This window comes from Kitasatospora sp. NPDC034533 (assembly GCF_055575155.1).
In genome coordinates this window covers 1-23,220 of record NZ_JBVITE010000088.1, presented here as the reverse complement: position 1 = coordinate 23,220, position 23,220 = coordinate 1, and the positions used below count along the sequence as shown (strand labels likewise).

Below are 23,220 nucleotides of genomic sequence, written 5' to 3'. Positions count from 1 at the left end.
CCAACAGCACCAGCACATGCTCGGCCGGACCCGCCGCGAACAGCGTCGCCCGCACCGGCACCTCAACCGTCAGATCGAACGCATACCCAGCCGCCCGTACCACCGCGGCAGCCAGGTCCGCGGAGCCGTCCGCCTGCTCCGGCAGCGCGCCGTCGGTCAGGTCGCCCAGCTGCTGAATCCGCTCGTACATCCCCTCGGACGCCTCGACCTCGACCACGTCCAGGTCCCAGGTCAGCTCGTCCATGCCCACGATCTGCTGGTACGGCTCACCATCGGCTGCCGGGAAGAACGTGCGCAGCGCCTCGTGCCGACCCAGCACATCGCGCAGCGCCGCACCGAGATCGGCCCGGTCCAGGTCGCCCGTGAGGCGCAGCACGATCGGGGCGTTATAGGTCGCGGTGCGGCCCTCAAGCTGGCCCAGGAACCACAGCCGGCGCTGCGCGAACGACAGCGGGATCCGCTCCGGACGCTCAGCGGCCACCAGAGCGGTCCGGGCCTGGCCGGCTCCGCCCAGGCGGGCGGCGAGGCCGGCCACCGTCGGCGCCTCGAAGACGTCCGAGATCTCCACCTCGACGTCGAGCAGGGCGCGCACCCGGCTCACCAGGCGGGTCGCCAGCAGCGAGTGGCCGCCCAGGTCGAAGAAGCTGTCCTCGACGCCCACGCTCTCCAGGCCCAGCACCTCGGCGAAGGCCCCGCACAGCGCCTTCTCCTCGACGGTGACCGGCTCGCGGCCGGCACCAGCCGTGTACTCCGGGGCGGGGAGCGCGCGGCGGTCGATCTTGCCGTTGATGGTCACCGGAAGCGCATCCAGCACCACCACCGCCGACGGCACCATGTACTCGGGCAGCCGCTCGCCGACGAACGCCCGCACCGACTCCGGGAGGGCGGCGACATCCGCGCCCTCGTCCTCGGCGACGACGTACGCCACCAGCCGGACATCGCCCGGCACGTCCTCACGGGCGATCACCGCGGCCTGCGCCACCGCCGGGTGTCCGGCGATCACCGCCTGGACCTCGCCCGGCTCGATTCGGAAACCTCGGATCTTCACCTGGTCGTCCGCACGACCGGCGAACACCAACTGGCCGTCCTCGGTCCACTTCACCTGGTCACCCGTGCGGTACATGCGCTCACCCGTGAACGGGTCCGCCACGAACCGCTCTGCCGTCAGCCCCGGCCGACCCAGGTAGCCACGCGCCAGACCCGCACCCGCCACATACAGCTCACCCACCACACCCGGCGCCACCGGCGACAGGTACTCGTCCAGCACATACACCCGCAAGTTCGGGTTCGGCCGGCCGATCGACGGTTCCTCGCCCACCACCAGCGCATCGGTCACGGTCGCGCAGACCGTGGTCTCGGTCGGCCCGTAGGCATTCACGAACTCCCGCCCCGGCGCGAACCGTTCGACCAGCTCGGCGCCCAGCGCCTCGCCCGCCGAGATCAGCGTGGTCACCGAGGCCAGGTCCGCCGGGGTGATGACGCTCAGCACCGCCGGCGGCAGCACCGTATGCGTCACCCCGTGCCGCGCCACCACCTGGGCCAGCCCGGCGCCCGGCAGCAGCTCGTTCGCCGAGCCCACCACCAGGGCGGCACCCGAGCACAGCGCGACCATCAGCTCCCAGGTCGCCGCGTCGAACCCGATCGACGCGAACTGCAGCACCCGGCTGCCCGCGCCGATGCCGAACCGCTCGGCATGGACCGTCATCAGGTTGACCGCGCCCGCGTGCGCAAGCGCCACGCCCTTCGGCACGCCCGTCGAGCCGGACGTGTAGATCACGTACGCCAGACCGGCCGGCCGCACCGGCACCCTGGGGGCCGTCGCCGGGGCCGTCGCCAGTGCCGCCTGCACCAGCGGGGCGTCGACGGCCACCGTCAGCATCCGCCGGACCGGCAGCTCCTCAAGCACCTCCTCGGAGCCCACCAGCGCAACCGCCCGGCTGTCCGCGAGCACGAACGAGATTCGTTCGGCCGGCGCCTGCGGGTCGATCGGCAGGTATGCCCCACCCGCCTTGAGCACCGCCAGCAGCGCCACCACCAGGCCGGCGCCGCGCTCCATGCAGACCGCGACCACCGACTCCGCGCCGACACCGCGGTCCACCAGGAAGTGCGCCAGCCGGTTCGCCCGCGCGTCCAGCTCGCGATAGGTCAGCTCGACACCGTTGCCGACCACCGCGACGGCGTCCGGCGTGCCCGCCACCCGTGCGGCGAACAGCTCCGGCACCGTCACCGCCGGCACCTCGACCGCGGTCTCGTTCCACTCCACCAGCACCCGGTGGCGCTCGACCTGGTCCAGCAGCTCGGCCCGGCTGACCAGCTCGTTCGGGGCCGCCTCGGTGAGCCAGTCCAGCATCTGCAGGAAGCGCCGGGAGATGTCCTTGCCGGATACGGGGTCGTGCAGATCGGGGTTGACGTCCACGTCGATCTGGATTCCCTGCCCGGCCAGCCGGTCGTAGACGTCGATCCGCACGTCGTCGATGAGGCCCGAGGAGAGGTTCCGCGCGAAGGTGGTGCAGTCGCCCATCGGCCGCGAGTAGTCGAACGGCATCACGTTCACGACCAGGCCGAACAGGTTGCCGCCGTCGACCATCCGCAGGTCACGCAGCATGTCCTCGTGCCGGTACCGCTGGTGCCGCAGCGCCTCCCGGAGGGTCTGGGCGGTCTGGCGCACCAGTTCGGCGGCTGTGGTACCGGGCTCGAAGGTGACCCGCACCGGCACCACGTTGGAGGTGTTGCCGGGGGCCGCCAGTTCTTGCTCGCTCCGTCCGCGGCCGCGGACCGGGATGCCGACGACCACGTCCCGCTCGCCGGTCAGTCGGTGCTGGTAGAGCGCCGCTGCGGCGATCACGAACCGAGCCAGGTCGGTGTCGTAGCGGCCGGCGGTCGCCTTGACGTTCGCGGCCGTTTCGGGCGCGATGTCCTCGGTGAGCCGCACCGGCGCCGGCGCCAGCCGTCGGGTCCGGTAGCCGCCACGCGCCACCGCCCCCTCCGGCAGGCCCGACAGCGTCTTGAGCCAGAACTCCCGGTCCGCCTCGAACTCCGCCGACGCCCGGTAGGCCCGGTCCGCGTCGAGCAGCACGGACAGCGGCTGCAGCGCCCCGACCTCGACCGAACGGCCCTCGATCAGCGCGGTGTAGACCTCGGCCACCCGGTTGGCGGCCACCCAGGTGCTGTACCCGTCGAGCGCCAGGTGGTGGGCCCGCATGTACCAGATGGCGCGGTCATCGGCCAGCTTGAACAGCGTGTAGGACGCCGTCGGTCCGGCTTCCAGGTCCACCGGGCGGGTCAGCTCGGTCCGCATCCGCTCCTCGGCCACCGCCCGCGGATCCGCCTCGGCGGTCAGGTCGACGATCGCGAACGGGTACTCACCGGAGTCGTCGATGTACTGGCGCGGCTCCCGGCCCTCGGTCCGGAACCGCAGCCGCAGCGTCTCGGCCTCATCGAAGGTGCGCCGCACCGCCGCTGTGAACAGGGCGAGGTCCAACTCGCCGGTGATGTCCAGGTATTCACTGACGTTGTAAGACGGGTTGTCAGGCGCAAACTGCTGGGCGTACCAGATACCCAGCTGACCCGACATCAGTTCCAGGGACTCACCATTGAATGCTGCGGCCATGCCTGCCCACCCCAATCGTTCGAATCGCCGACTGGACCAGCAGGGGCCAACTGCCATCGAGGCATGCCTTATTGCCGCCCAGCATTCCTCAATGAAGGCCGAAATTCTCGTTCTGCTTCGCTGTGTGCGTCGCCGCGCTGCTCTGTCGCCGCACCGCTGTGTCGCGCGGGCTTCGCCGTGTCGCGCCCATCGCCACACGGCCGGTCAGCGGATCCGGCGTCCGAGGGCGCCGGCCTCGCCGACGCCCTCGGACGCGGCGCGGGGCGCCGTGCCGCTTCATCACTGGGCCGAAGCCCGGCAGGATCGGCCCGAAGGCCTAGTTCCGCATGGCCTCGATAAGGCTCTTGGGTCGCATGTCAGTCCAGGACTTCTCGATGTAGTCCAGGCAGTCCTGGCGTCCGGCCTCGCCGAAGACCTTCTCCCAGCCCGCGGGCACGTCGACGAAGGCCGGCCAGAGCGAGTACTGCCCCTCGTCGTTGACCAGGACCAGGTAGTTGGCGTCTGGGTCGTCGAACGGATTGGTCACTGTGCCGTACCTCTCGAGTAGCTTTCCGAAGACGTCGATTGCGGCGCGTCGACCGGCGATGCCTCCGGCCGGCCCCGCATTCGCCTGACGGCATCTCCGCGCGTCGCGCGTCGAAATCGCCGATCCGGCTGAACCAGTGCACCGAATCGGGGCCGGAGGCCCTTCGTCCGCACTCCGGCACTCCCCATTTCCGGAGGCGCCTCGGCTCCGTCGCTGACCACTATGCGGCAGCCGCGCAGAGCTGATCAAGAGCGTTCGGCCGTGCTCCGCGGCCTCTCGGGAAGCACCTCGACAACGGTCATCCCCCGCTGGTCACGAGCTTGTTCAACCGTGCCTTCGCCGCACTTGAACGCGGCTCGGCACACTCGAAACCACCGGTCAATTCGCAGTCCGCGGACTCCGGCACGGCGGCTGCCTGTCAACACCGTTCAATCGGCGCGGCCCGCTGTCGGGCTGGTCCGGTCGCGCCCCCGAAGGGCTGCCAGGAGCAGCTACGGGTGACTATTCTCGCCCTGACGACCACCGGAGCGGTGTCCGATTCAACCGCTTAGCGGGTCGTGAACCGCCCCGTCAATACCTTTCGTTGAATACATCACCCCGCTCGTAGGCCCTGTCGAATCCGGTGCCGTGCGGCCGGGATCCGGTGAGCGCCCCGTCGCCCTCTCCGCGGTCCGAACCGGGGTGGCGACACCGGGCACCGGATCGCACGATGATCGAGGAGACCTCCGCAGCATGCCCTTTGTGGACAGCAACGGCATCCGGCTCGCCTACCAGCGCACCGGCCACGGGGAGAGCGTCCTCCTCATCATGGGTTCAGGCGCGTCCGGCCGGGTCTGGACCATGCATCAGACACCCGCGCTGAACAAGGCGGGGTATCAGACGATCACGTTCGACAACCGGGGCATCAGTCCGTCCGACGCACCTCCCGGCAAGTACGCGCTCGCCGATCTGGTCGCCGACACCAAGGGCCTGATCGAGGCTCTGGACCTCGGTCCGGTCCGCATCGTCGGAACGTCCCTGGGGTCCTTGATAGCCCAGGAGTTGGCCGTCCACCACCCTCACCTGGTCCGGTGCGCTGTTCTGCTGGCCACCCGATCGCGGTCGGACGCCACCCGGCGTGCCCAGAGTCGGGCGGACCTCGCGTTGCTGGAGGCCGGCGTCCGACTGCCTCCCGCCTACCACGCCGCCAAGCAGGTGCTCGAGATGCTCTCGCCGGCGACGTTGAGCGATGACACCGCCATGTCCAGCTGGCTGGACCTGTTCGAGCTGTCCGGCGGTGGCGGTGGCGGCCAGGCCTGGATCGACACCGGTACCGATCGCCGCGAGGCACTGCGGAGGATCACCGCGCCCTGCCGGGTGATCGCCTTCGCCGATGACCTGATCACCCCGCCGCATCTGGCCCTTGAGGTGGCCGACTCCATCCCGAACTGCGATTACGTGGAGATCCCGGACTGCGGACACCTCGGTAACTTGGAACGCCCCGACGAGGTCAACGCAGCGATCACCGAGTTCCTCGACAAGTACTGACGGAGCTTACTCCGGGCAGAGGGCCGCCTCTCGGCCGCTCGGCACGACAGGTCCGACCCGGCCGACAGCCAGGACATACGCCGCCAGGGGCGGTGCGCGAAACCGCGCACCGCCCCTGGCGCGTTTCGGTCCGCGCAGTTCGCCGTGGCCCACCGGCTTGACGTCGGGCGCTTGACGGCCCATCACGCCTAGGCTTCTATTGTACTAGGGTCCTAGATGAATCAGTCGGACGACGATGGATGACACCGGCTCGCCTGGACCCGCCGGGACAAGGCGACAACGCCGGAGTCCGTCCATGACCATGCGTCACACCACGCGGAGCAGAGGCGAAGAGATGAGCCCCGTATTGGAAGCCGAGGGACTGGGGATGCGGTACGGCCGCCACCAGGCCCTGACCGATGTCAATCTGAGCATCCCGGAGGGACGGGTCATCGGCCTGGTCGGCCCCAACGGAGCAGGAAAGTCGACCCTGATGGGGCTGACCAGCGGACTGCTGCAGCCGACCTCGGGCACGATCCGGGTGCTCGGGACCCGCCCCGGCACAAGTGCGGCGCAGCTGGCCAAGGTCGGCTTCGTCGCCCAGGACACGCCCGTGTACGCGGGGCTGACCGTCGCCGACCACCTGCGCCTGGGCGCCCGCCTCAACCCGGGCTGGGACGCCGCGATGGCGGAGCGGCGGATCAAGCAGATCGGCCTGGACCTCACCCAGAAGGCGGGTCGGCTGTCCGGCGGCCAGCGCGCCCAGCTCGCCCTCACCATCGCGGCCGCCAAGCGGCCCGAGCTGGTGATCTTCGACGAGCCGGTCGCCGCCTTGGACCCCCTGGCCCGACGCGGGTTCATGCAGAACCTGATGGAGCTGGTCGCCGAACTCGGTTCGAGCGTGATGCTCTCCTCGCACCTGCTCGGCGACCTGGAGCGGGTCTGTGACTACCTGGTCCTGGTGGTCGCCTCCCGGGTCCAGCTGGCCGGGGACGTCGACGACCTGCTGGCCGGCCACTGCCGGCTGACCGGCGCCCGGGGAGCCGAGCTACCCCCGGGGGTGGAGGTCGTCCAAGCCGAACACAGCTCCCGGCAGAGCACCTTGATCGTGCGGATGACCGGCCCACTGGCCAGCCTCAACTGGACCGCGGAAACCCTTGGCCTGGAGGACCTAGTCCTCGCCTACATGAACCGGGCGGAGTTCGGCGCCGGTCAGTACATCGCAGAAGAGAACACGGGGGTCCAGCTGTGATCTGGTTGACTTGGCGCCAGTTCCGCGCTCAGGCACTGGCGGCGCTCACCGCCGTGGGCGTGATCGCGATCTACCTGGTGGTCCTCGGCCTGCAGATCCGCAGCGCCTACGACTCCGGCGTCGCGGGCTGCCAGTCCCATGGCACCTGCGGCTCCGCCATCGCCAGCTTCACGAGTCGCTACGACCTCCAACTCACCCTGCTCAACGACCTGCTGATCGCCGTCCCCGGCGTCATCGGGATCTTCTGGGGCGCGCCGCTGGTGACCCGCGAGCTGGAGGCCGGCACCCATCGGCTGGTGTGGAACCAGAGCGTGACCCGCGGACGCTGGCTGGCGGTCAAGCTCCTGTTGATCGGGCTGCTCAGCGTTGCCGTGACCGGACTGCTCAGCCTGCTGCTGACCTGGAGCGTCAGCCCGCTCGACCAAGTCTCGGAGGACCGGTTCTCACCCACGCTGTTCGCCGCCCGCAACATCACGCCGCTGGGCTACGCCGCGTTCGCCTTCGTCCTGGGGACGTGCGTCGGGATCTTCATCCGCCGCACCGTGCCCGCGATGGCTGTGACCCTGGTCGTCTTCGCCGGGGTCCAGGTCCTCATGCCGACGGTCCTCCGGGAGAACCTGGTGTCGCCCTCGCACAGCGTCGTAGCGATCAACGAGCAGGTGATGACGCACGTCAACGGCATCAACACCACCGACAACGTGCACCTGTGGGGCTACAAGGTCCCCGGCGGCTGGGTCACCGACACCAGCGCATTCCTGGACTCGTCCGGCCAGGCGCTACCCGTCTCCCAGCTCCAGGACTGCCTGGACTCGGCGGTCAACTCGCACGCGCTCGGGGCCTGCCTGGAGAAGAAGAACCTCCACGTCAACGCGACCTTCCAGCCCGCGAGCCACTACTGGACGCTGCAGTGGACGGAAACGCTCCTCTTCCTCCTTCTCGCCGGTGTGCTGGCCGCGCTCAGCTTCTGGCGGGTCCGGCTGCGCCTGATCTGAACGCGTGAACGGGTCCAGCCGTCGCTCTGTTCAAGCGACGGCTGGACCCATATGTGCGGGTGGCGTTCCGTCAGAGTGCGATTGAGGCCGACCGGACCAGGTCCGGTCCGGCGTCCGCGACCGTTCGGGTGCCGGTGAGCGTCATCGCGTCCGCCAGCTCGGCGGTGATCAGGTCCAGCACCCGCTCCACGCCCGCCTGGCGGCCTGCGGCCAGTCCGTGCAGGATCGGACGCCCCAGCAGCACCGCGTCAGCGCCGAGCGCGAGCGCGGCCAGGACGTCCCGGCCGCGGCGGATCCCGCCGTCCAGGAGGACGACGCAGTCGCCCGCTACCGCCGAAGCGATCTCGGGCAGCACCTCCAGGGTCGCCGGGGCGCCGTCCAGCTGGCGGCCGCCGTGGTTCGACACGACGATGCCGTCCGCCCCCGCCGCGACCGCCAGCCGGGCATCGGCAACGCTGAGAACCCCCTTGAGCAGCACGGGAAGTGAGCTGACCGAACGCAGCCACTCGAGCACCGACCAGTCAAGGGCGGGATCGAACTCGGCTTGCGCGTGGCCGCTCGGGGAGGAGAAGCCGCTGCCGGAGAGATTGGCCGGCTCGATGCCCTGCGGCAGCCGGAAGTCGTTGCGCAGGTCCCGGAGCCGACGACCGAGGTGCGGGGCATCCACGGTGAGCACCAGCGCCTCGAAGCCGGCCCGCTCGGCCCGCTCGATGATCCGTCGAGTCGTCGAGCGGTCACGGAAGCAGTACACCTGGAGCCAGAGCGGGGAGAAGGCCGCCGCGGCGACGTCCTCGAAGGTTCGGCCCGCGAACGTGCTCACGATGAGCGGGATGCCGGCGGTTCCCGCGGCCCGAGCCGTGGCGACCTCGCCCGTCGGATCGGCCAGGGTGTGATAAGCCATCGGCGCGATGGCGACCGGCACCGCCCAGTTGCGGTCCAGAATCCGGGTCCCGGTTTCCGAGCGGCCGATTCCGGCCAGTACCCTTGGCAGCAGTCGCACCCGATCGAACGTCTCCGCATTCGCCCTGAGCGTCCACTCCTCACCCGCGCCCCCTTCCAGGAAGTCCCACACACCGGCATCCATGCGCTCCCGGGCCAGGCGGGCGATTTCGGCCAGCGTGAGGGCGTTGGCGACCGCGGTACCGGAACCCTCGCCGTTCATTCGGCGGCGAGCCGGTCGCGCTCTACCGCTTCGTAGAGGGCCCGAATGTTGGAACTGCCGAATCCCCGGGACCCCCGGCGCTGGATGAGCTCGAAGAAGAGCGTGTTGCGCTCGTACGGTGAGCGGCTGAACAGTTGCAAGAGGTATCCCCATTCGTCGCGGTCGGCCAGCACACCGGTGGCCCGTAGTGCCGCGATCTCCTCCTGCACCCCGATGGAGCGCTCAGCGAGCATGTCGTAATACGTGCCCGGGGTCCTCAGGAACTCCACGCCGCGGTCCCGGAACTCATGGACCGAGGGAACGATGTCGTCGACGAGGAATGCGAGATGCTGAACTCCCGGGCCGCCGTTCCTTTCCAGGAACGCGTCGAGTTGTCCGGAACCCTTTTTCGGATCCGGCGCGACGAGCGTGAAGGTGACAGCCCCCGACTCGCTCCGGACGACGATCGAGTCCATCGCCTGCCCGCCGACGCCGACGTATTCGGAAAAGTAGTGGGAGAGCCCGAAAGCGTTCCCGTAGTAGTCGGCGAATTCCTCCAGGGTGTTCCCTTCGAGGCAGATCGCGACATGGTCCAGCAACCGGAGCCGGCCGGTCGGCCGGATCGGTTCCCCCGATGTGGCGGTCCAGTTATGGCCGACTGGAAAGGCCGACCCGGGACCGTCGGCAGCGGGAAGGAGTGTATGGGACACGCCGCCGAAGCCCGACAGCACTGGGTTACCACCCGTGGAGCCGACGATGTTGCCACCGGCCGCCTCCGCCGCCCTGCAGGTTCCACTGACATCGTCACAGGTCAGCGCGATATCGGCGATTCCCTCCCCGTGCTCGTCCAGGAACTTCCAGATCCCCCGCCCGGAGGTGACCAGCAGGTCCACCTCGCCCTGCCGGAGCAATATCGAACTCCGGTCGGCCGTCACGGCGTCCGCGACCCGCGTGAAGCCGAAGGATGAGACGAAGTAGTCGACAGAAGAGCTCTTATCGCTCGAATACAACTCGACGTACGCTATGTTTCGCACAGCCATGGAGAGTCCTCCTAAAGGGGATGGAGAAGACGGAGGCGCCGCTCATGCGTCAGCCCATCAGCCATCCGCGTGCCTCTTCCCGCCTGCCTGATAGACACCCGGCGCACAGGACCGATCCAGCCGCGCACATCCCGGCTTCACGTGACCGCACCATCGGGGCGCGGAGTAGACAGCAAAAGCGAGAACTTCAAGGCTCCGATGCCGAGGAATCCGCTTGCCGCCGTGCACAATGCCGTCCGGCAGCACTATGCCCCGGGGCAGCTCGGTCGATCAACGCTCAGCACTCGGAGGTTGTCTGACGATAAGTCGATTCGATACGCTCCACGGCCACCCGGCGCCAGCGCGGTCGGCCCGGACCAGCCCATGCCCGGATCCCGTGCGCCACAGCGGGCCGTACCGCTCGTCCGGGATACCCAGGGAAGGCGTTGCCGAGCGGTACTCCGGCGCCGCGGGCCAGATCGGATCACAGGCGCGTTCAACTGCATCCTCGCCTCAGTTGAGCGCCACCGAATGGCCATCGCGGTCTCGGGCGGTCCCGCTCTGGACCCGCTCTTGCCGGAACCACGCCCCGGACTTCGTCATCCACGAGCCTCCGGATCGAGACGGCGCCACCTGGTGGCGGCTACGCTCGCCTCACACGCCCCGTTCGCGGCTCAACTCGTCATCATCGGCCGATCGGCCCAACATCTTTCCGAGTCACAGGGATATTCCGCCATGCCGCTTCCCGCTATCAATGCCTTGCGTAATTCCATCCCGCTGGTCGACCACCAGCTGATCTCTTCCCACGCTGACGAGATACGCGCCACGCACCGGCTGTACGAGCACCTGATCGGCATTTGGTCCACCGGAGTCATCGAAGCAGCCCAGGACCTAGGAGTGTTCGAGGCGCTGACCACGACCCCGTCCACTGCGGCCGAGCTTGCAAACCTACTCGACACCGACCTTCGGGCGACTCGGGTCCTACTCGACGGGCTCCACGCCTACGACATCCTCGCGCGGAGCCGCGGCGAAAACGGCCAGGTCGTCTACACACTGCCCACCGAGCTGCACCGGGTGTTCTCGCCCGACAGCCTCTACAGCCTGGCCGGCAAGATCGGCCACGACCGCGCCGTGGCCTGGAACGCCTGGCGCAACCTGGCCGATGCGGTGCGCACCGGTGCGCGCGGCGAGAACGGCGCCGAGCAGCTCAACCAGATCTCCGAGAGCGACTACACCTCACTGGTGCGCGGTATCAACTTCTGGGCTCCACCGATCACGGCCACGCTGGCCGACACGCTGCGCGAGCTCGGCTGGACGGACGGCGGCTCCCAGATCCTGCTGGACGTAGGCTGCGGCACCGGGATCTACAGCCACCTACTGCTGGAAGAGTTTCCCGAGCTGCGCGGCCGCGGCCTGGACGCCGGGCAGATCATCCCCATCGCCACCGAGCAAGCCGCTCGCCTCGGCGTCACGGACCGCTTCGAGCCGGTGGTCTGCGATTTCTGGAACCACGATTGGGGCGTCGGTGTCGACCTGGCGCTGTTCGTGAACATCTTCCACTTGCAGACACCTGACTCCGCCAGGGAACTGCTGCTGAAGTCGGCCAAGTCCCTCTCCGAGGACGGCGTGGTCGCCATCGTCGACCACATCCTCGACGAGGACGCCGGTGCGGGCTCCACCCAGAATCGATTCTTCCGCCTCTTCGCCGCCTCGATGCTGGCCACCGGCGGCGGCGACTCGTTCAGTGTCCAGGACTACGATCAGTGGCTAGCCGATGCGGGCCTGCGCCGGGTCAGGCTGCTCGACACCCCGATGCACCGCGTCCTGCTCGCCCGTCTCGCCTGACGGGGGCGCGGCGCGCAGCGACACGTGCCGAACCCAGGTGGCCGGTGCAGCTCCGGAGTCCCGCGGCCAGCCGCGGTCGCCATGGGGCACCAACCCGACGGGGCTTTACCCCAAGGCCAGGTAGTTAACGGATTCGGGCTGACGACAAGGGAGTTCGGCATCACGTTGGAACGCGGGCAACGGGGCCACGTTGATCAGGTAGTCCGCCAAGACTGCTGGTCGCCGAGGAACCCCGTTGCCTGTACGTCATTCTGTCCTGCCGCCTGCCCTGACGAGCATCTCCCGCGTGGTCACCGTGGCCGCGGGCCGATTCGCTCCCGGTCATCTGGGTGAGTTGACCCAGGTCGTGCCGTTCGATCTCGTCGACGCCGTCCTGGACGAGACCCGGAGCGTGCAGCACCGCTTACGGGATCTGCCCTCGCGGGTCGGGGTCTACTTTCTGCTGGCGATGTGTCTGTTCCCCGAGGTCGGCTACCGGCTGGTCTGGAGCAAGCTGACCGCCGGGCTGGCCGGGATTCCGGTCGCCTCTCCGACGTCGAAGGCGTTGCGTGACCTGCGCCGCAGACTGGGAAGCGCTCCCATGCGGGCGTTGTTCGAGGTGCTGGCGGGCCGCTGGCCCGGCCGACGACGCCGGGGGTCCGGTTCGGCCCATACCGGACGGTGTCGTTCGACGGCTGCAGTTCACAGAGGGTCCCCGACTCCGAGCGGAACCGTTCCTGGCTGGGGAGGACCGCCCACCACGGCTATCCGACACTGGAGTTGATGACGCTTGTCGAGACCGGCACCCGGGCCCTGATCGGCGCGGTGTTCGGCCCTACCGCCGAGGGCGAGACGGGCTATGCCGGCCGGCTGCTGGATCTGCTGAGGCCGGACATGCTGGTGCTGTGGGACAAGGGGTTCGATGGCAACGACTTCCTCGCCGCGGTGACCGCCACCCGCGCCCAGGTCCTGGGTCGGCTCCGCAACAACCGGCGTGCGCCGGTCCTGTCCCGTCTCCGCGACGGCTCGTACTTGTCGGTGATCGGCACGGTGAGAGTGCGGGTCATCGACGCGCGGATCACGGTGACCTGCGCGGACGGCACCGTCTTCACCGGGTCCTATCGGCTGGTGACCACCTTGACCGACGCCCGCCGCTTCCCCGCCGCCATGATGGTGGCCCTGTATCACCAGCGGTGGGAGCACGAATCGGCGTACTACGCGCTCCGCCACACGATCATGGATGGCCGCCTGTTGCGCTCGGGCGACCCGGCCGGCATCGAGCAGGAGATGTGGTCCCTGCTGACGCTCTACCAAGCGCTCCGGACGGTCATGGTCGACGCCGCCGAATCCGTCCAGGGCACCGATCCGGACCGCTGCGGGTTCACCATCGCCCTCCAGACCGCCCGTGACCAGGTCGTCCAGGCCGCCGACATCGTCGTCACGACCGTCGAGCCGGTCGGTCTCATCGGACGCCGGGTTCTCGCCGCACTGCTCCCACCCCGGCGGCAGCGGGTCAGCACCCGCAAGGTCAAATCACCGGTCTCCCGCTACAGCGAGCGCCTCGACGACGGCAGGCCCGATGCCAGGCGAACCGTCACCGACCTCGACGTCACCGTCCTCGCACCCGCGGCCGATGAGCGCCCCCTGCCCGACGTCTCCCGAGACGACCGGCACACTCACCGCTCACCACAGAGCCGCCGGGAACGGGTCCTGGAACTCCTCCGGGCCGACCCCAGCCGCCGCTGGCCGGCCCGCGAACTCGCACAGCACCTCGGCGACATCACCCTCGGCACCATGTATCGGCAGCTCTCCCGCTGGGCCCAGGACGGCCACCTCCGGAAATGTGGCCCCGGCGTATACACATCCAGCCGCGAGAACCCTTCAACTCCCTTGCGTGACCTGCGGAAACGTTAACTACCTGGCCTTGGGCTTTACCCCGAACAGTGGACACTTCTGAGAAGCGGATCTCCGGGTCCGTGGAGAGGATGTCCTCATGGGTACTGCAAGGTACTCGGGGGAGTTCAAACGGGATGCGCGGTCGCACTGGTGGAGTCCAGCGGGCAAGGCATCCCGTCGGTGGCGCGCAAGCCGGACATCAACTCCAGCCGGGTGGTCGGCTGGTCGCCGGCAGAGCACATGCGCTCCGGCCTGGTGGTCGACGCGGTCCGCTCGGCGATCGGTGTCCGCGGCCGCTCCCGGTGCCAGGCGACCGTCACCGCCGACGTCTCGCCGGCTCCCGGAGGCAACGGGTGACAGAGCGGAAACCGCCCCTGTCGTTCGAGCCGCGCTGCCAGGGGCTGGCGGGGGCGCAGAAGTAGACCGGGATGTCGGTGGCGAGGGTGAACGAGGCATGGGCGGCCATCTCGCTGCCCTGGTCCCAGGTCAGCGAGCGCATCAGGTTGCCGGGCAGGGTCTTCGCGGTGGCTATCAGGGCGTCGCGGACCTGCTCGGCGCTGCGACCGCCGGGCAGGTGCAGGAGCATCACGTAGCGGGTGGCGCGCTCGACCAGGGTGCCGATCGCCGACTTCCCCTCCTTGCCGATGATGAGATCGCCCTCCCAGTGGCCGGGCACCGCCCGGTCCTCGGCTTCGGCGGAACGCTCGCTGATCACGACCATCGGGATGGCGAACCGCGGCTGCTGGCAGGTGGCTTGGCGGTGCGGCCTGCGCCGGGGTCGTCCGGTGCGTAGGGCTTTGACGAGCTCGCGACGCAGTTCACCTCGCCCCTGGACGGAGAAGGCCCGGTAGACCGTTTCATGGACCACGTGCATCTCCGGCCGCTCGGGGAACTGACTACGGAGGGCCTGGCAGATCTGCTCGGGGCTCCACTTCAGGTCCAGGTGGTCCTGGACGAAGTCCCGCAGCTCAGAGCTCCACCCGATCTTCCCGGGCTTGGGACGGGGTCGGCGGGCGTCCGCGCGGGCCTGGGCCGCATGCGGCCGGTACTGGCCGTTCACCTGGTGCCGGTTGCGGCGTATCTCTCGGCTGACCGTGGACGGACTGCGGCCCAGCTCAGCCGCGATCTCGCGGAGCGTGGCCCGCTCTCGCAGCCGATCGTCGATGTGCATGCGATCGGCTTCACGCAGACACCACGACGGGCCGGCCGGGGGCGCCACCGCGGTGTTCGGCGGTGCCCCGACATGCCGACCCGTCGGGTTCGTCCCGTGCAACGACACTAGAACTCAAGGGCGGGCAGGGGCGGTTCCATTGGAACGGTTGATGAGCCGCCCAATGTTCGACTGCCTACCTGCCGCAGTCGGACGGTTCCGTGACGGCTGCCCGGTCAGCAGGGGTCACAGGTCGACCGGCTGAATCCCGGCACTGTCCGGCGTGGCCGACAGCGTGGTGCTGTAGTCGAAGTTGCGTGTGGACGTGGCAACGTTCGGCTGGGCACAGACGGTCGTCCCCAGGCCGAGGTACGTCGAACCCGACCGCAGGTACCAGCCGGCGCAGTTCGGTCCGAAGAGTCCGCCGTCCGGCATGTTCGTCGAGATGTAGCCGCTGATCCGGTAGCTGGTGCCACCCAGCGGGCAGACCGAGAGCTGGCCGTAGCCGTAGCTGTTGGAGGCGGTGTAGGTGGCGCAGGATGTGATCGTCGTGCTCGAGACCGCTGCCAGCGAGGCGGGAGCGGCCAGCAGTGTCAGTGAGCCAGCGGTGGCAGCCACAGCCAGCGAACGAGCGAGGCGCTTCATAGCGTTCCTTGACTTGTCTCTAGTAGGAAAAGGCCGGCGATGCACCCGGTCATCCGGGGTCAGAAGGTTCTGACGCATCGTCTATTGGTCTTTGACTGCGTCAAATTGAGAGAACCATCACCATGCCGCGAAGCGCCAGTCAAACCGGGCGTTGCATTACTGAACACCGGCGTGCGTGGGTGGGAGTAGTGACCGCCTCAGCGGCATGGTCGCTCCGGCAGATGGCTTGTGCGCGCCAGGTGGTCGTGTAGCTCGTCATCCGTTCCCACTGCGGCCCCTTGTGTTGTTCCGTCCGCGCTCGTCCGTCCGCCTCCGCCGGGATCCCTGGCACCGACTGCCGCCCAGACGCGAGACCGGTCGGCACGGAACTCTTGCAGCTGGCGGTGGAGAGACTCCGCCGCCACCGCGGTGCGCGGCAGACCGTCGGGGTCTCCGTCCCCGGTCAGGAGTACAACTGGCCCGCCCGCCGAGACAGCACCCGGCGTCACGCCCGCGTTGCCGCGACCAGGACGTGCAGCTGGCCTTGCCAGCCGTGGTGAAAGCGGCGATGGAGATCGAATCGGCCAGGTCGAGGCACGCGACACGCAGGTCCCGGTTTCCTGTCGCTGCGCCGATGCCCCTGGTCGTACGCGCTTGCCGTTACGACGCGGACCGCAGGAGCATCAGCGCCTGCCCCTGGCCCGACTCCCCGAAGCCCGGCCACGCCCCGCCTTTCCCTGCTGACGGGGTGCCGTGCACAGAGCGTCGCTCGGACCGTAGCCGTCGGCTGACCACGGCATCGGTCAGCGCGGCGAGCATGGCCGGCTGAGACATGGACGGTCCGACCGTGGCGGAACACGAGCGCCACATGGCGTGGAAGAGCCCATCGGTGGCCCGGGCCGCCAAGTTCTCGATGACGGGTTCCGCACGTGGGTGACCTCTCGGAATTCGGCTCCTCCTGTAGAGCTGCCAAGCTCCCCCAGAGAACGCCAGCCGGAAGTCTCGACGAGTACCTTGACTGAGGGGCATTCCGCAACTACGCGCACGGGTCGCGTAGCGGTCTGGGCTCGCGTACACCACGAGTGATCGCCTCGGGCAGCTCTGAGCCGGCGGTGTAGTAGCGGCCCTGGGCCTCGCCCTTGGCGGTGAGCCAGCCGGCGCGGACGAGCTCGCGGATGCCACGCTGGGCTTGCTGTTCGCTGAGCTCCGCGTCGGCCTGGTAGGTGGCGCGGCGCAGGCGGTTGCCCATGGCCGTGGGGTAGAGGGCGTAGAGCATGCGGTCAGCCCGACAAGGAGGCGGTTGGTGCGCTTCATGCTCAGCCCAACGACCCCCACGGCACTGTCGCCACCCTCTGAGCGCTCCTGGAATCCAGAATGGGGAATACTGCGTTCCTCTTCTGGATTGGTCCTTGGGTACGGTCGTGCGAAGGGGGCGTGGGTGGCCGATCTGAAGGTGTTCCGACGGGGTGCCGACGGCCGCGATGTCGAGTTGCAGGGTTCGACGGTGGCGCGGGAGCAGCAGGACCTGCAGCGGCGGGTCGAGGCGGGGCTGGAGCCGATGCTGGGGGTGCGGTTCCTGGCGTCCGAGTACGCGACGGGGCCGTGGCACCAGGGGCGGATCGACACGCTGGGGCTGGATGAGGACGGCGTGCCGGTGATCATCGAGTTCAAGCGCCGGCGGGATGCCGGGGTGATCACCCAGGCGGTGTCCTACCTGGTCTGGTTGCTGGCGCACCGGCACGAGTTCGAGGCGCTGGTCCGTAGACGTCTGGGCGCCGACGTGGCGGAGGCAGTCGATTGGCGGCGGCCTCGGGTGATCTGTGTCGCGGGCGAGTTCTCCCGCCATGATCGGGCTGCCGTTTCGCTCCACCAGCGGGATCACCGTGTGGACCTGGTGCGCTACCGGGTCTTCGGGCCGGACCTGCTGACGCTGCAGCTGGTCGAGACCGCCCCGGGCTTTTCCGCTGCAGGGTTCGCGCCGATGCCGTCGGGTGCGGACGAAGCTGCGGACGACGAGCCGGACGTTGCCACGGCGCCGGCCGGGTCCTCGCAAGTGGAGGTGCCGGGGTGCCTGCGGGAGCTGTACGGCGAGCTGGACGAGGCGCTGACCGCGGCGGGCGAGCTGGAGGTGGTGGTGCTCAAGCACTACATCGCCTACAAGCGGCTGCTGAACGTGGCGTCGGTGGTCTTCCGGCCGTCGGTGTCGCACCAGGCGATCTTGGTGTACCTACGATTGGACCCGGACTCGGTGAAGCTGGAGGAGGGCTTTACGCGCAACGTACGGGGCGTCGGGCACCTGGGGACGGGTGATCTGGAGGTGCGGATCACTTCGTCGGCGGACGTGGAGAAGGCGGTGCCGTTGATCCGGAGGGCGGTCGAGGAGTCCTGACCAGCTGAAACGGGCGGCTGGAGCTTGGTACTCCAGCCGCCCGTTCGCATCTGCGGGCCGTTGGCCTGGTGGTTCTCGTGATCACGCCTCCGGTCCGGCTAGGACGAAGTCGTCCTGGGTCAGCTCTGCTCGCAGCCGCTGTTCGGCGATGTCGGCGTAGTGCGGGCTGAGTTCGACGCCGACGAAGCGCCGGCCTTCGCGCAGGGCGGCGACGCCGGTCGAGCCGCTGCCGGTGAAGGGGTCGAGCACGGTGCCGTCCTCGGGGCAGATCCGGACGAGCTGCTGCATGATCTCCAGCGGCTTCTGGGTGATGTGGACGCGGTCCTTGCGGGGCTGGCTGGCGACGAAGTGACCGGGCAGGTAGAGGTCGCGACTGTTGTCGAGGGTGCCCTTGACACCCCAGGTGATGAACTCCGCGGACTGCTTGAAGCCGCCCTTCCTCGGGCGGCTGGCGGGCTTGATCCAGGGGATGGTGCCCTGCCAGGTCCAGCCGGCCATCTGGAGGGCGTCGCTGGTGGTGGGTTCCTGCCTCCAGTCGGAGAAGACCATCGCCACCGCGTGCTCGGTGCTCGCCCGGTAGGCCTCGGTGAGGAGCTCGGTGAGCCAGGCGCGGTAGGAGCGCTGGTCACGGTTCTCTCCGGGGAAGGTCTTGAGGTCGTGGGCGGAGCCGCTCGTCACGTACTTGGTGCGGGCGTCGCGGCTGGTGCGCTCGGAGCTGGTCCGGCCGCCGCTGTTGTACGGCGGGTCGGTGATGACGGCGTTGACGGACTCGTCGGGGAGGTTCTTGAGCACGGTGAGGGCATCGCCTCGGTGGAGGGTGAAGTCGTTCACGGGGGCCTTCCTCGGGTGAGCCGGCTCCGAGCGGCGTGCCAGGGCTGCCGCCGGGAGCAGTGGTGGAGGGGAAGGTAGTCGCGATCGGCAGCCGTACCTAACGGGCGGTACGACCATGTCGGGGCTGGTCGTGGGGGCGTTTGGTGCGGCCGGACTTCGCTTCTACTGTCTCGCCATGCCAACCGGGCAGCAGGCCAAGTCGGTCCGGCCCGGGGCGTGTTGACCCGTGCTGTCTCGTCCAGGCGAGAGGGCAGCCCCGGTGCGGCGCGCGAATCCGCCCTATGCCCGAAGGGGTGCCTTGTGTTCCGGCTGAGATTACGAGCGCGGCCGGCTGCCGCGCGTGACCCGAGACCGGCGTCCGGGAGCTACCAACTCCCCTGACCCGCCCGTCCTAAGCGAGGGCGGTTTCACCACCGGCGCGGTGCCGGCGACTTCTTCGCACGAGAGGCCGGCACCGCGCTCTCCTACGACCCGCAAGGAGCCGCTGCGATGCAGCATGCCCTGGCACACCCATGCCCTCATCCGCCTCCGTCGTCCTCCCGGTCGGTGTGCGGTGATCGGCGGGCACCGTGAAGAAGACCTTCGGCGCGCTCGTCGGGGTCGCCGCTTGTGGCCCGCTGATGCTGGCCCTGCCGGTGCTGATCGCCGGTGCGGGCAACGCCTCCGCAACGTCCGCCTCGTGTCCGCCCGGCGGCGGTCCGCAGAGCGTGGACAGCGCGGCCGTCGCGGCACAGGTCGAGGCGATCCTGAAAGGCTCCAGCCCGCTCAGCGCCCCCAGCGTGGCGGGGCTGAGCAAGCCCGACGAGCAGATTCCCAACGCGAAGACCATCCAGGCCACCGGCGTCGCGATGCACATATCCGTCCGGGGGCAGGTCGTCGCCCTGGCAACGGCGATGCAGGAGAGCGAGCTTCGCAACATCCGCTACGGCGACCGGGACTCGCTGGGGCTGTTCCAGCAGCGGCCGTCGCAGGGCTGGGGCACGCCGGAGCAGATCATGCAGCCGGTGTACGCCTCGACGAAGTTCTACGAGGCGCTGCAGAAGGTCAGCGGCTGGGAGTCGATGACCGTCACCCAGGCCGCCCAGGCGGTGCAGCGCTCCGGCTTCCCTGACGCCTACGCCAAGTGGCAGCCCCTGGCGGAGGCGCTGCAGAGGGCCATCGCACCGCTGCTCTCCCCTGCCACCGGCACCTCGACCGCCCCTGCACCGACGCCGACGACCGCCAACAGCCCGCGCCCGACGCCCAGCAGCAGTGGCTGCGGGACATCGACGGCGGCTGGTGACGGCACCGACTTCGGGACGATCCCGCCCGGTTCGCTGCCGGCCGGGTACACCATCCCGACGGACGCGCCGCAGCCAGTGCAGACCGCGATCCGCTGGGCACTCGGGCAGTTGGGCACCCCGTACCAGTGGGGCGGCACGTGCGCGAACTCGCACGGTGCGGACCCGATGGGCAGGTGTGACTGCTCCTCCCTGATGCAGGTGGCCTACCGGGCGGGCGGGGTCTCGCTGGAGCGGACCACCTACGACCAGGTCAAGCAGGGCAGCGCCGTGTCGGCGGATGCGCTCAAGCCCGGTGACCTTCTGTTCACCCGGGGCACCGCGGCCGTGCCGGAGCACGTCGGGATGTACATCGGCTCGGGGCTGATCGTGCACGCCCCGAAGACCGGCGACGTGGTCAAGATCTCGACCCTCGCCTCGTGGCGGCCGGAGATCCTCGCGGCCCGCCGGGTCGTCTGACCCGCGCTCTCTTCTCCCTCCCCCTCTTCCCCCTTTTCTCCGGGCTGCTTTGGCATGCCCTGAACCAAACTGGAGCTCCCGTTGTATCTCGCGGACGCCGTCGTACAGCTCGCCTACGACCCCGGCATCACCCCCAACGAGGGCGGCCTGCCCGGCCTTTCGGTCCTCAAGCAGGTCATGGGCTCGCTGAACCTCTTCGGCATCATCGCGGTCGTCGGCGCCCTGGCCGTCAGCGCCGGCGTGTGGGCCTGGGGCCACCACAGCGGCGGACACCAGGCCGAGGCCAACGGCAAGAAGGGCGTACTCGTCAGCGCCGGCGCCGCCCTGCTGCTCGGCGCCGCGAACGGCGTCGTGGCGTTCTTCTCGACGCTCGGAAGCCAGGTCAAGTAATGCAGAAACGTTCATTCCATGCCGCCCGCGGCGGGCTTTCCAGCGGCGCGCTGGTGCACCGCCGGGCGCTGCTGGGCGCGGCCGTCCTGGCCGTGCTCGTCGTCTGCTCCGGGGTACTGGCCTACGTCACCCGGGACGGCCGAAGCACTCCCGACCGCCCTGCTGCCGTGGGTGGTTCGCCCGTGCCGGGCCCGTCGGCACCGTCTTCGTCGAGCGCGCGCTCGGCCGCGCTTCCCGGGCCGCCGTCGACACACGATCCGATCGCGTTCGCGAAGGCAGCGGCGGTGGCGCTGTGGTCGTACGACACCCGCTCGTCCTCCCAGCCGGAGCTGGTGGCCTCCCTTCACCGGTGGCTGACCGGCGAGGGCCAGTACGCCGACGCGGACTCGGTCGACCGACTGGTTCCCTCGCCCCTGTTGTGGGGGCGGATGGCCGACTCCGGGCAGTTCGCCACGGCAACCGCGGCGGAGGCACACTTCCCGGAGTCGTTCACCCGGGCGCTGCAGGCGGATCCGGGGGCGATCTCGCAGGCGTACGTCTACGCCGTCACCGTCTCCGGGAAGCAGTCGATCTCCTGGAACGGCGCCCCGGCCGGCGGTGCCGAGGACCGCTCGGCGACCCTGGCCGTCCAGTGCCGTCCCGACCGCCCGTGTGCCCTGGCCGGTGTGCTGCCGGCCGTGGCGCCCTGAGCCCGGGAGGTACGCGTGGACATCTGCAACCTTCCGATGATCGCCCAGGTCTGCACCGTCGTCGACGGCATCAACTTCGTCAGCGACCCGGGCAAGAGCATCACCGACGGCATCGGCGCGTGGATCGCCAAATCGATGGGTGAGCTGGCGGCCAGCGCCGTCGACCTGTGCGCGAAGGCGGTCGACGAGACCACCGCGATCGACCTGTCGGCGCCGTGGTTCCGGGACAACTACCAGTTGATCCTGCCGATCGGGCTGATCCTGACCGTGGGCACGTTCTGCGCGCAGCTGATCCTGGCCGCCTGGCGCCGGGACGAGCGGGCGCTGGCCAAGGCGGCGTGGGGCACGATGACCGGTGTCCTGTTCGCCTTCGGCGCGATCAGCTTCACCGCAGTGGCGGTGACGACGGTCGACGCCTTGTCGGCCGGGTTGTTCCAAGCGGCGCACACCAGCGTGGCCGACGCGGTCAGGCGGATGATCAAGGTCACCCAGTTCGGGGCCATGTTCCCGCTCGGCTGGGCGATCCCCGCCCTGGTCGCGGTCGGCAGCGCGATCGGGGCGTTCCTCTACTGGTGCGTGATGGTCGCCCGCAAGGTCGGCGTCCTGGTGCTGGTGGCGCTCGCGGCCTTCGCGGGTGCCGGCGGCGGCTGGGAGGTTGCCAAGCGCTGGCGGCGCGGCTGGATCGAGGCCACCGCCACCCTGATCGTCAGCAAGCTGCTGATGACGGTGGTCTTCCTCGTTGGTGTCTCCGCGCTCGGCAAGACGGACGCCAAGGACGGGATCGCCGCGCTGTCCGACGCCCTGGCCGGTGTCGTGATCATGGTCATGGTGCTGCTGTGCCCGTACGCCGTCTACAAGTTCGTCCACTGGGCGACGGACGGCGGTGGCCACGACGACGTGCACCGCACCGGCATGGCCGGGATGGCGACCGTGGCCGGGGCGGCGAAGACCGCGGGTTCCCTGGCCATGCAGTCCGGCATGGGGATGCCGGCGCCGCAGGGCCCGCCTCAGGTTCCCGGGGTCGGCGGTGGCGGCGGTGCGGCCTCCGGTATCGACCCGACCGGCCGGATCAGCGCGGAGGGGATCGACGCCGGTCCTGCGCAGCAGCCGACGAAGTTCCGCTTCGGTGAGGACCCCAGCGCCGGCGGCGACCGCGGTCGTGCCCTGGTCACCCGGCCCGGTATCCCGTCGCTGATCACCCGGGCGTCCGCCGGAGGCAGTAACGAGGGACCGAAGTCCGGCGGTGGCGAGGCAGCCCCGGCTCCGGCCGCCCCGCGTGTCCAGAGTGCTGGCCTGGCGGGGTCCGTCGCACCGCCCGCCGCCGAAGGCTCCCCGACTCCAGGTATGGCAGCCCCGGCCCCGAGCGTTCCCGCTCCTTCGGCACCGGCTGGCCCCGCCGTTCCCCCGCCGCCGGCACCGGCCGCTGGTGGTCCGGGCCCGGTGGGAGGCCCGGATCCGCTCCGGTTCGTCTACCCGAACCGGAGCGCCGAGCCCGGGTCCTGACCGGCCCCCTTCCCCCGGGGTGGGGGGGGGGGGGGGGGGGCCCCCCAAGCCCACCCCCCAACCCCGAGTCCCTCACAGAGACCCCCCGGAGAACCCAAAAAAAGAGGGAGAGCACCCCAACCAACAGCGGAAGCTCCCC

The 23,220-nt window shown here is 69.6% G+C and carries 19 protein-coding genes and 1 pseudogene; 12 read left to right on the top strand and 8 right to left on the bottom strand.

All coding sequences use genetic code 11. The features are described from left to right. The coding region (locus ACZ55U_RS35830; RefSeq protein ID WP_465533207.1) for an amino acid adenylation domain-containing protein at positions 1-3,610 on the bottom strand (3,610 nt) is incomplete at its 3' end. 316 nt (positions 3,611-3,926) lie between these two features. Next, a complete protein-coding gene (locus ACZ55U_RS35825) occupies positions 3,927-4,136 on the bottom strand; it encodes an MbtH family protein (protein WP_465533205.1) in 210 nt (69 codons plus the stop codon). Positions 4,137-4,868: 732 nt separating this feature from the next. Between ACZ55U_RS35825 and ACZ55U_RS35820 the strand changes: the two genes are divergently transcribed. The 3 genes from ACZ55U_RS35820 to ACZ55U_RS35810 all read left to right on the top strand — a co-directional run bounded on the left by ACZ55U_RS35820 (position 4,869) and on the right by ACZ55U_RS35810 (position 7,886). Continuing rightward, a complete protein-coding gene (locus ACZ55U_RS35820; protein WP_465533203.1) occupies positions 4,869-5,663 on the top strand; it encodes an alpha/beta fold hydrolase in 795 nt (264 codons plus the stop codon). A 334-nt stretch (positions 5,664-5,997) separates the two neighbouring features. Continuing rightward, positions 5,998-6,894: an ABC transporter ATP-binding protein gene (locus tag ACZ55U_RS35815; RefSeq protein WP_465533201.1), complete on the top strand. Its 897-nt coding sequence runs from the start codon at positions 5,998-6,000 to the stop codon at positions 6,892-6,894. Beyond that, positions 6,891-7,886 (top strand): ABC transporter permease subunit, encoded by a 996-nt coding sequence (locus ACZ55U_RS35810; protein ID WP_465533199.1) that lies wholly within the window; start codon positions 6,891-6,893, stop codon positions 7,884-7,886. The genes ACZ55U_RS35815 and ACZ55U_RS35810 overlap by 4 nt, the downstream gene beginning before the upstream one ends. Positions 7,887-7,956: 70 nt before the next feature. On the opposite strand, the gene ACZ55U_RS35805 is transcribed toward ACZ55U_RS35810, so the two are convergent. Together ACZ55U_RS35805 and hppD are read right to left on the bottom strand one after the other, a co-directional pair. Beyond that, a complete protein-coding gene (locus ACZ55U_RS35805) occupies positions 7,957-9,048 on the bottom strand; it encodes an alpha-hydroxy acid oxidase (RefSeq protein WP_465533197.1) in 1,092 nt (363 codons plus the stop codon). Further along, entirely contained in the window at positions 9,045-10,067 is a 1,023-nt protein-coding gene (hppD, locus tag ACZ55U_RS35800; RefSeq protein WP_465533195.1) for a 4-hydroxyphenylpyruvate dioxygenase, read from the bottom strand. The genes ACZ55U_RS35805 and hppD overlap by 4 nt, the downstream gene beginning before the upstream one ends. A 714-nt stretch (positions 10,068-10,781) precedes the next feature. Here hppD and ACZ55U_RS35795 point away from each other — a divergent pair. The 4 genes from ACZ55U_RS35795 to ACZ55U_RS35780 all read left to right on the top strand — a co-directional run bounded on the left by ACZ55U_RS35795 (position 10,782) and on the right by ACZ55U_RS35780 (position 14,123). After that, positions 10,782-11,891 carry a class I SAM-dependent methyltransferase gene (locus ACZ55U_RS35795; RefSeq protein ID WP_465533193.1) on the top strand — a complete coding sequence of 370 codons (1,110 nt, stop codon included), beginning with the start codon at positions 10,782-10,784 and terminating at the stop codon, positions 11,889-11,891. A 286-nt stretch (positions 11,892-12,177) separates the two neighbouring features. Continuing rightward, positions 12,178-12,654: a transposase domain-containing protein gene (locus tag ACZ55U_RS35790; protein ID WP_465533192.1), complete on the top strand. Its 477-nt coding sequence runs from the start codon at positions 12,178-12,180 to the stop codon at positions 12,652-12,654. Next, the gene (locus ACZ55U_RS35785; protein ID WP_465533191.1) at positions 12,552-13,784 is read left to right on the top strand and encodes a transposase; all 1,233 of its coding nucleotides are present in this window, start codon (positions 12,552-12,554) and stop codon (positions 13,782-13,784) included. Before ACZ55U_RS35790 ends, ACZ55U_RS35785 begins: the two co-directional genes overlap by 103 nt. Before the next feature lie 162 nt (positions 13,785-13,946). After that, a complete protein-coding gene (locus ACZ55U_RS35780) occupies positions 13,947-14,123 on the top strand; it encodes a hypothetical protein (protein WP_465533190.1) in 177 nt (58 codons plus the stop codon). 19 nt (positions 14,124-14,142) lie between these two features. Here ACZ55U_RS35780 and ACZ55U_RS35775 read toward each other — a convergent pair. The 3 genes and pseudogenes from ACZ55U_RS35775 to ACZ55U_RS35765 all read right to left on the bottom strand — a co-directional run. Further along, positions 14,143-14,943: pseudogene (locus ACZ55U_RS35775) on the bottom strand (IS30 family transposase); the annotation flags it as partial. A gap of 219 nt (positions 14,944-15,162) precedes the next feature. Then, positions 15,163-15,561 (bottom strand): hypothetical protein, encoded by a 399-nt coding sequence (locus ACZ55U_RS35770; RefSeq protein ID WP_465533189.1) that lies wholly within the window; start codon positions 15,559-15,561, stop codon positions 15,163-15,165. A 1,015-nt stretch (positions 15,562-16,576) separates the two neighbouring features. Beyond that, positions 16,577-16,816 carry a hypothetical protein gene (locus tag ACZ55U_RS35765; protein WP_465533187.1) on the bottom strand — a complete coding sequence of 80 codons (240 nt, stop codon included), beginning with the start codon at positions 16,814-16,816 and terminating at the stop codon, positions 16,577-16,579. 162 nt (positions 16,817-16,978) lie between these two features. On the opposite strand from ACZ55U_RS35765, the gene ACZ55U_RS35760 reads away from it, so the two are divergent. Then, positions 16,979-17,929, top strand: a complete 951-nt coding sequence (locus ACZ55U_RS35760; RefSeq protein WP_465533185.1) for a DUF5655 domain-containing protein — start codon at positions 16,979-16,981, stop codon at positions 17,927-17,929. Between the two features lie 81 nt (positions 17,930-18,010). Here ACZ55U_RS35760 and ACZ55U_RS35755 read toward each other — a convergent pair whose 3' ends face one another. Then, a complete protein-coding gene (locus ACZ55U_RS35755) occupies positions 18,011-18,760 on the bottom strand; it encodes a DNA-methyltransferase (protein ID WP_465533183.1) in 750 nt (249 codons plus the stop codon). Between the two features lie 569 nt (positions 18,761-19,329). Here ACZ55U_RS35755 and ACZ55U_RS35750 point away from each other — a divergent pair. The 4 genes from ACZ55U_RS35750 (at position 19,330) to ACZ55U_RS35735 (ending at position 23,081) form a co-directional block, all read left to right on the top strand. Next, positions 19,330-20,499 (top strand): C40 family peptidase, encoded by a 1,170-nt coding sequence (locus ACZ55U_RS35750; protein ID WP_465533181.1) that lies wholly within the window; start codon positions 19,330-19,332, stop codon positions 20,497-20,499. Between the two features lie 81 nt (positions 20,500-20,580). Continuing rightward, positions 20,581-20,889, top strand: a complete 309-nt coding sequence (locus ACZ55U_RS35745) for a DUF6112 family protein (protein ID WP_465533179.1) — start codon at positions 20,581-20,583, stop codon at positions 20,887-20,889. Continuing rightward, on the top strand, positions 20,889-21,578 hold the full coding sequence (locus ACZ55U_RS35740; RefSeq protein WP_465533177.1) for a hypothetical protein: 690 nt from the start codon (positions 20,889-20,891) through the stop codon (positions 21,576-21,578). Before ACZ55U_RS35745 ends, ACZ55U_RS35740 begins: the two co-directional genes overlap by 1 nt. A gap of 15 nt (positions 21,579-21,593) precedes the next feature. Next, positions 21,594-23,081, top strand: coding sequence for an SCO6881 family protein (locus tag ACZ55U_RS35735; RefSeq protein WP_465533175.1), 1,488 nt, complete (start codon positions 21,594-21,596; stop codon positions 23,079-23,081). Positions 23,082-23,220: the final 139 nt, after the last annotated feature.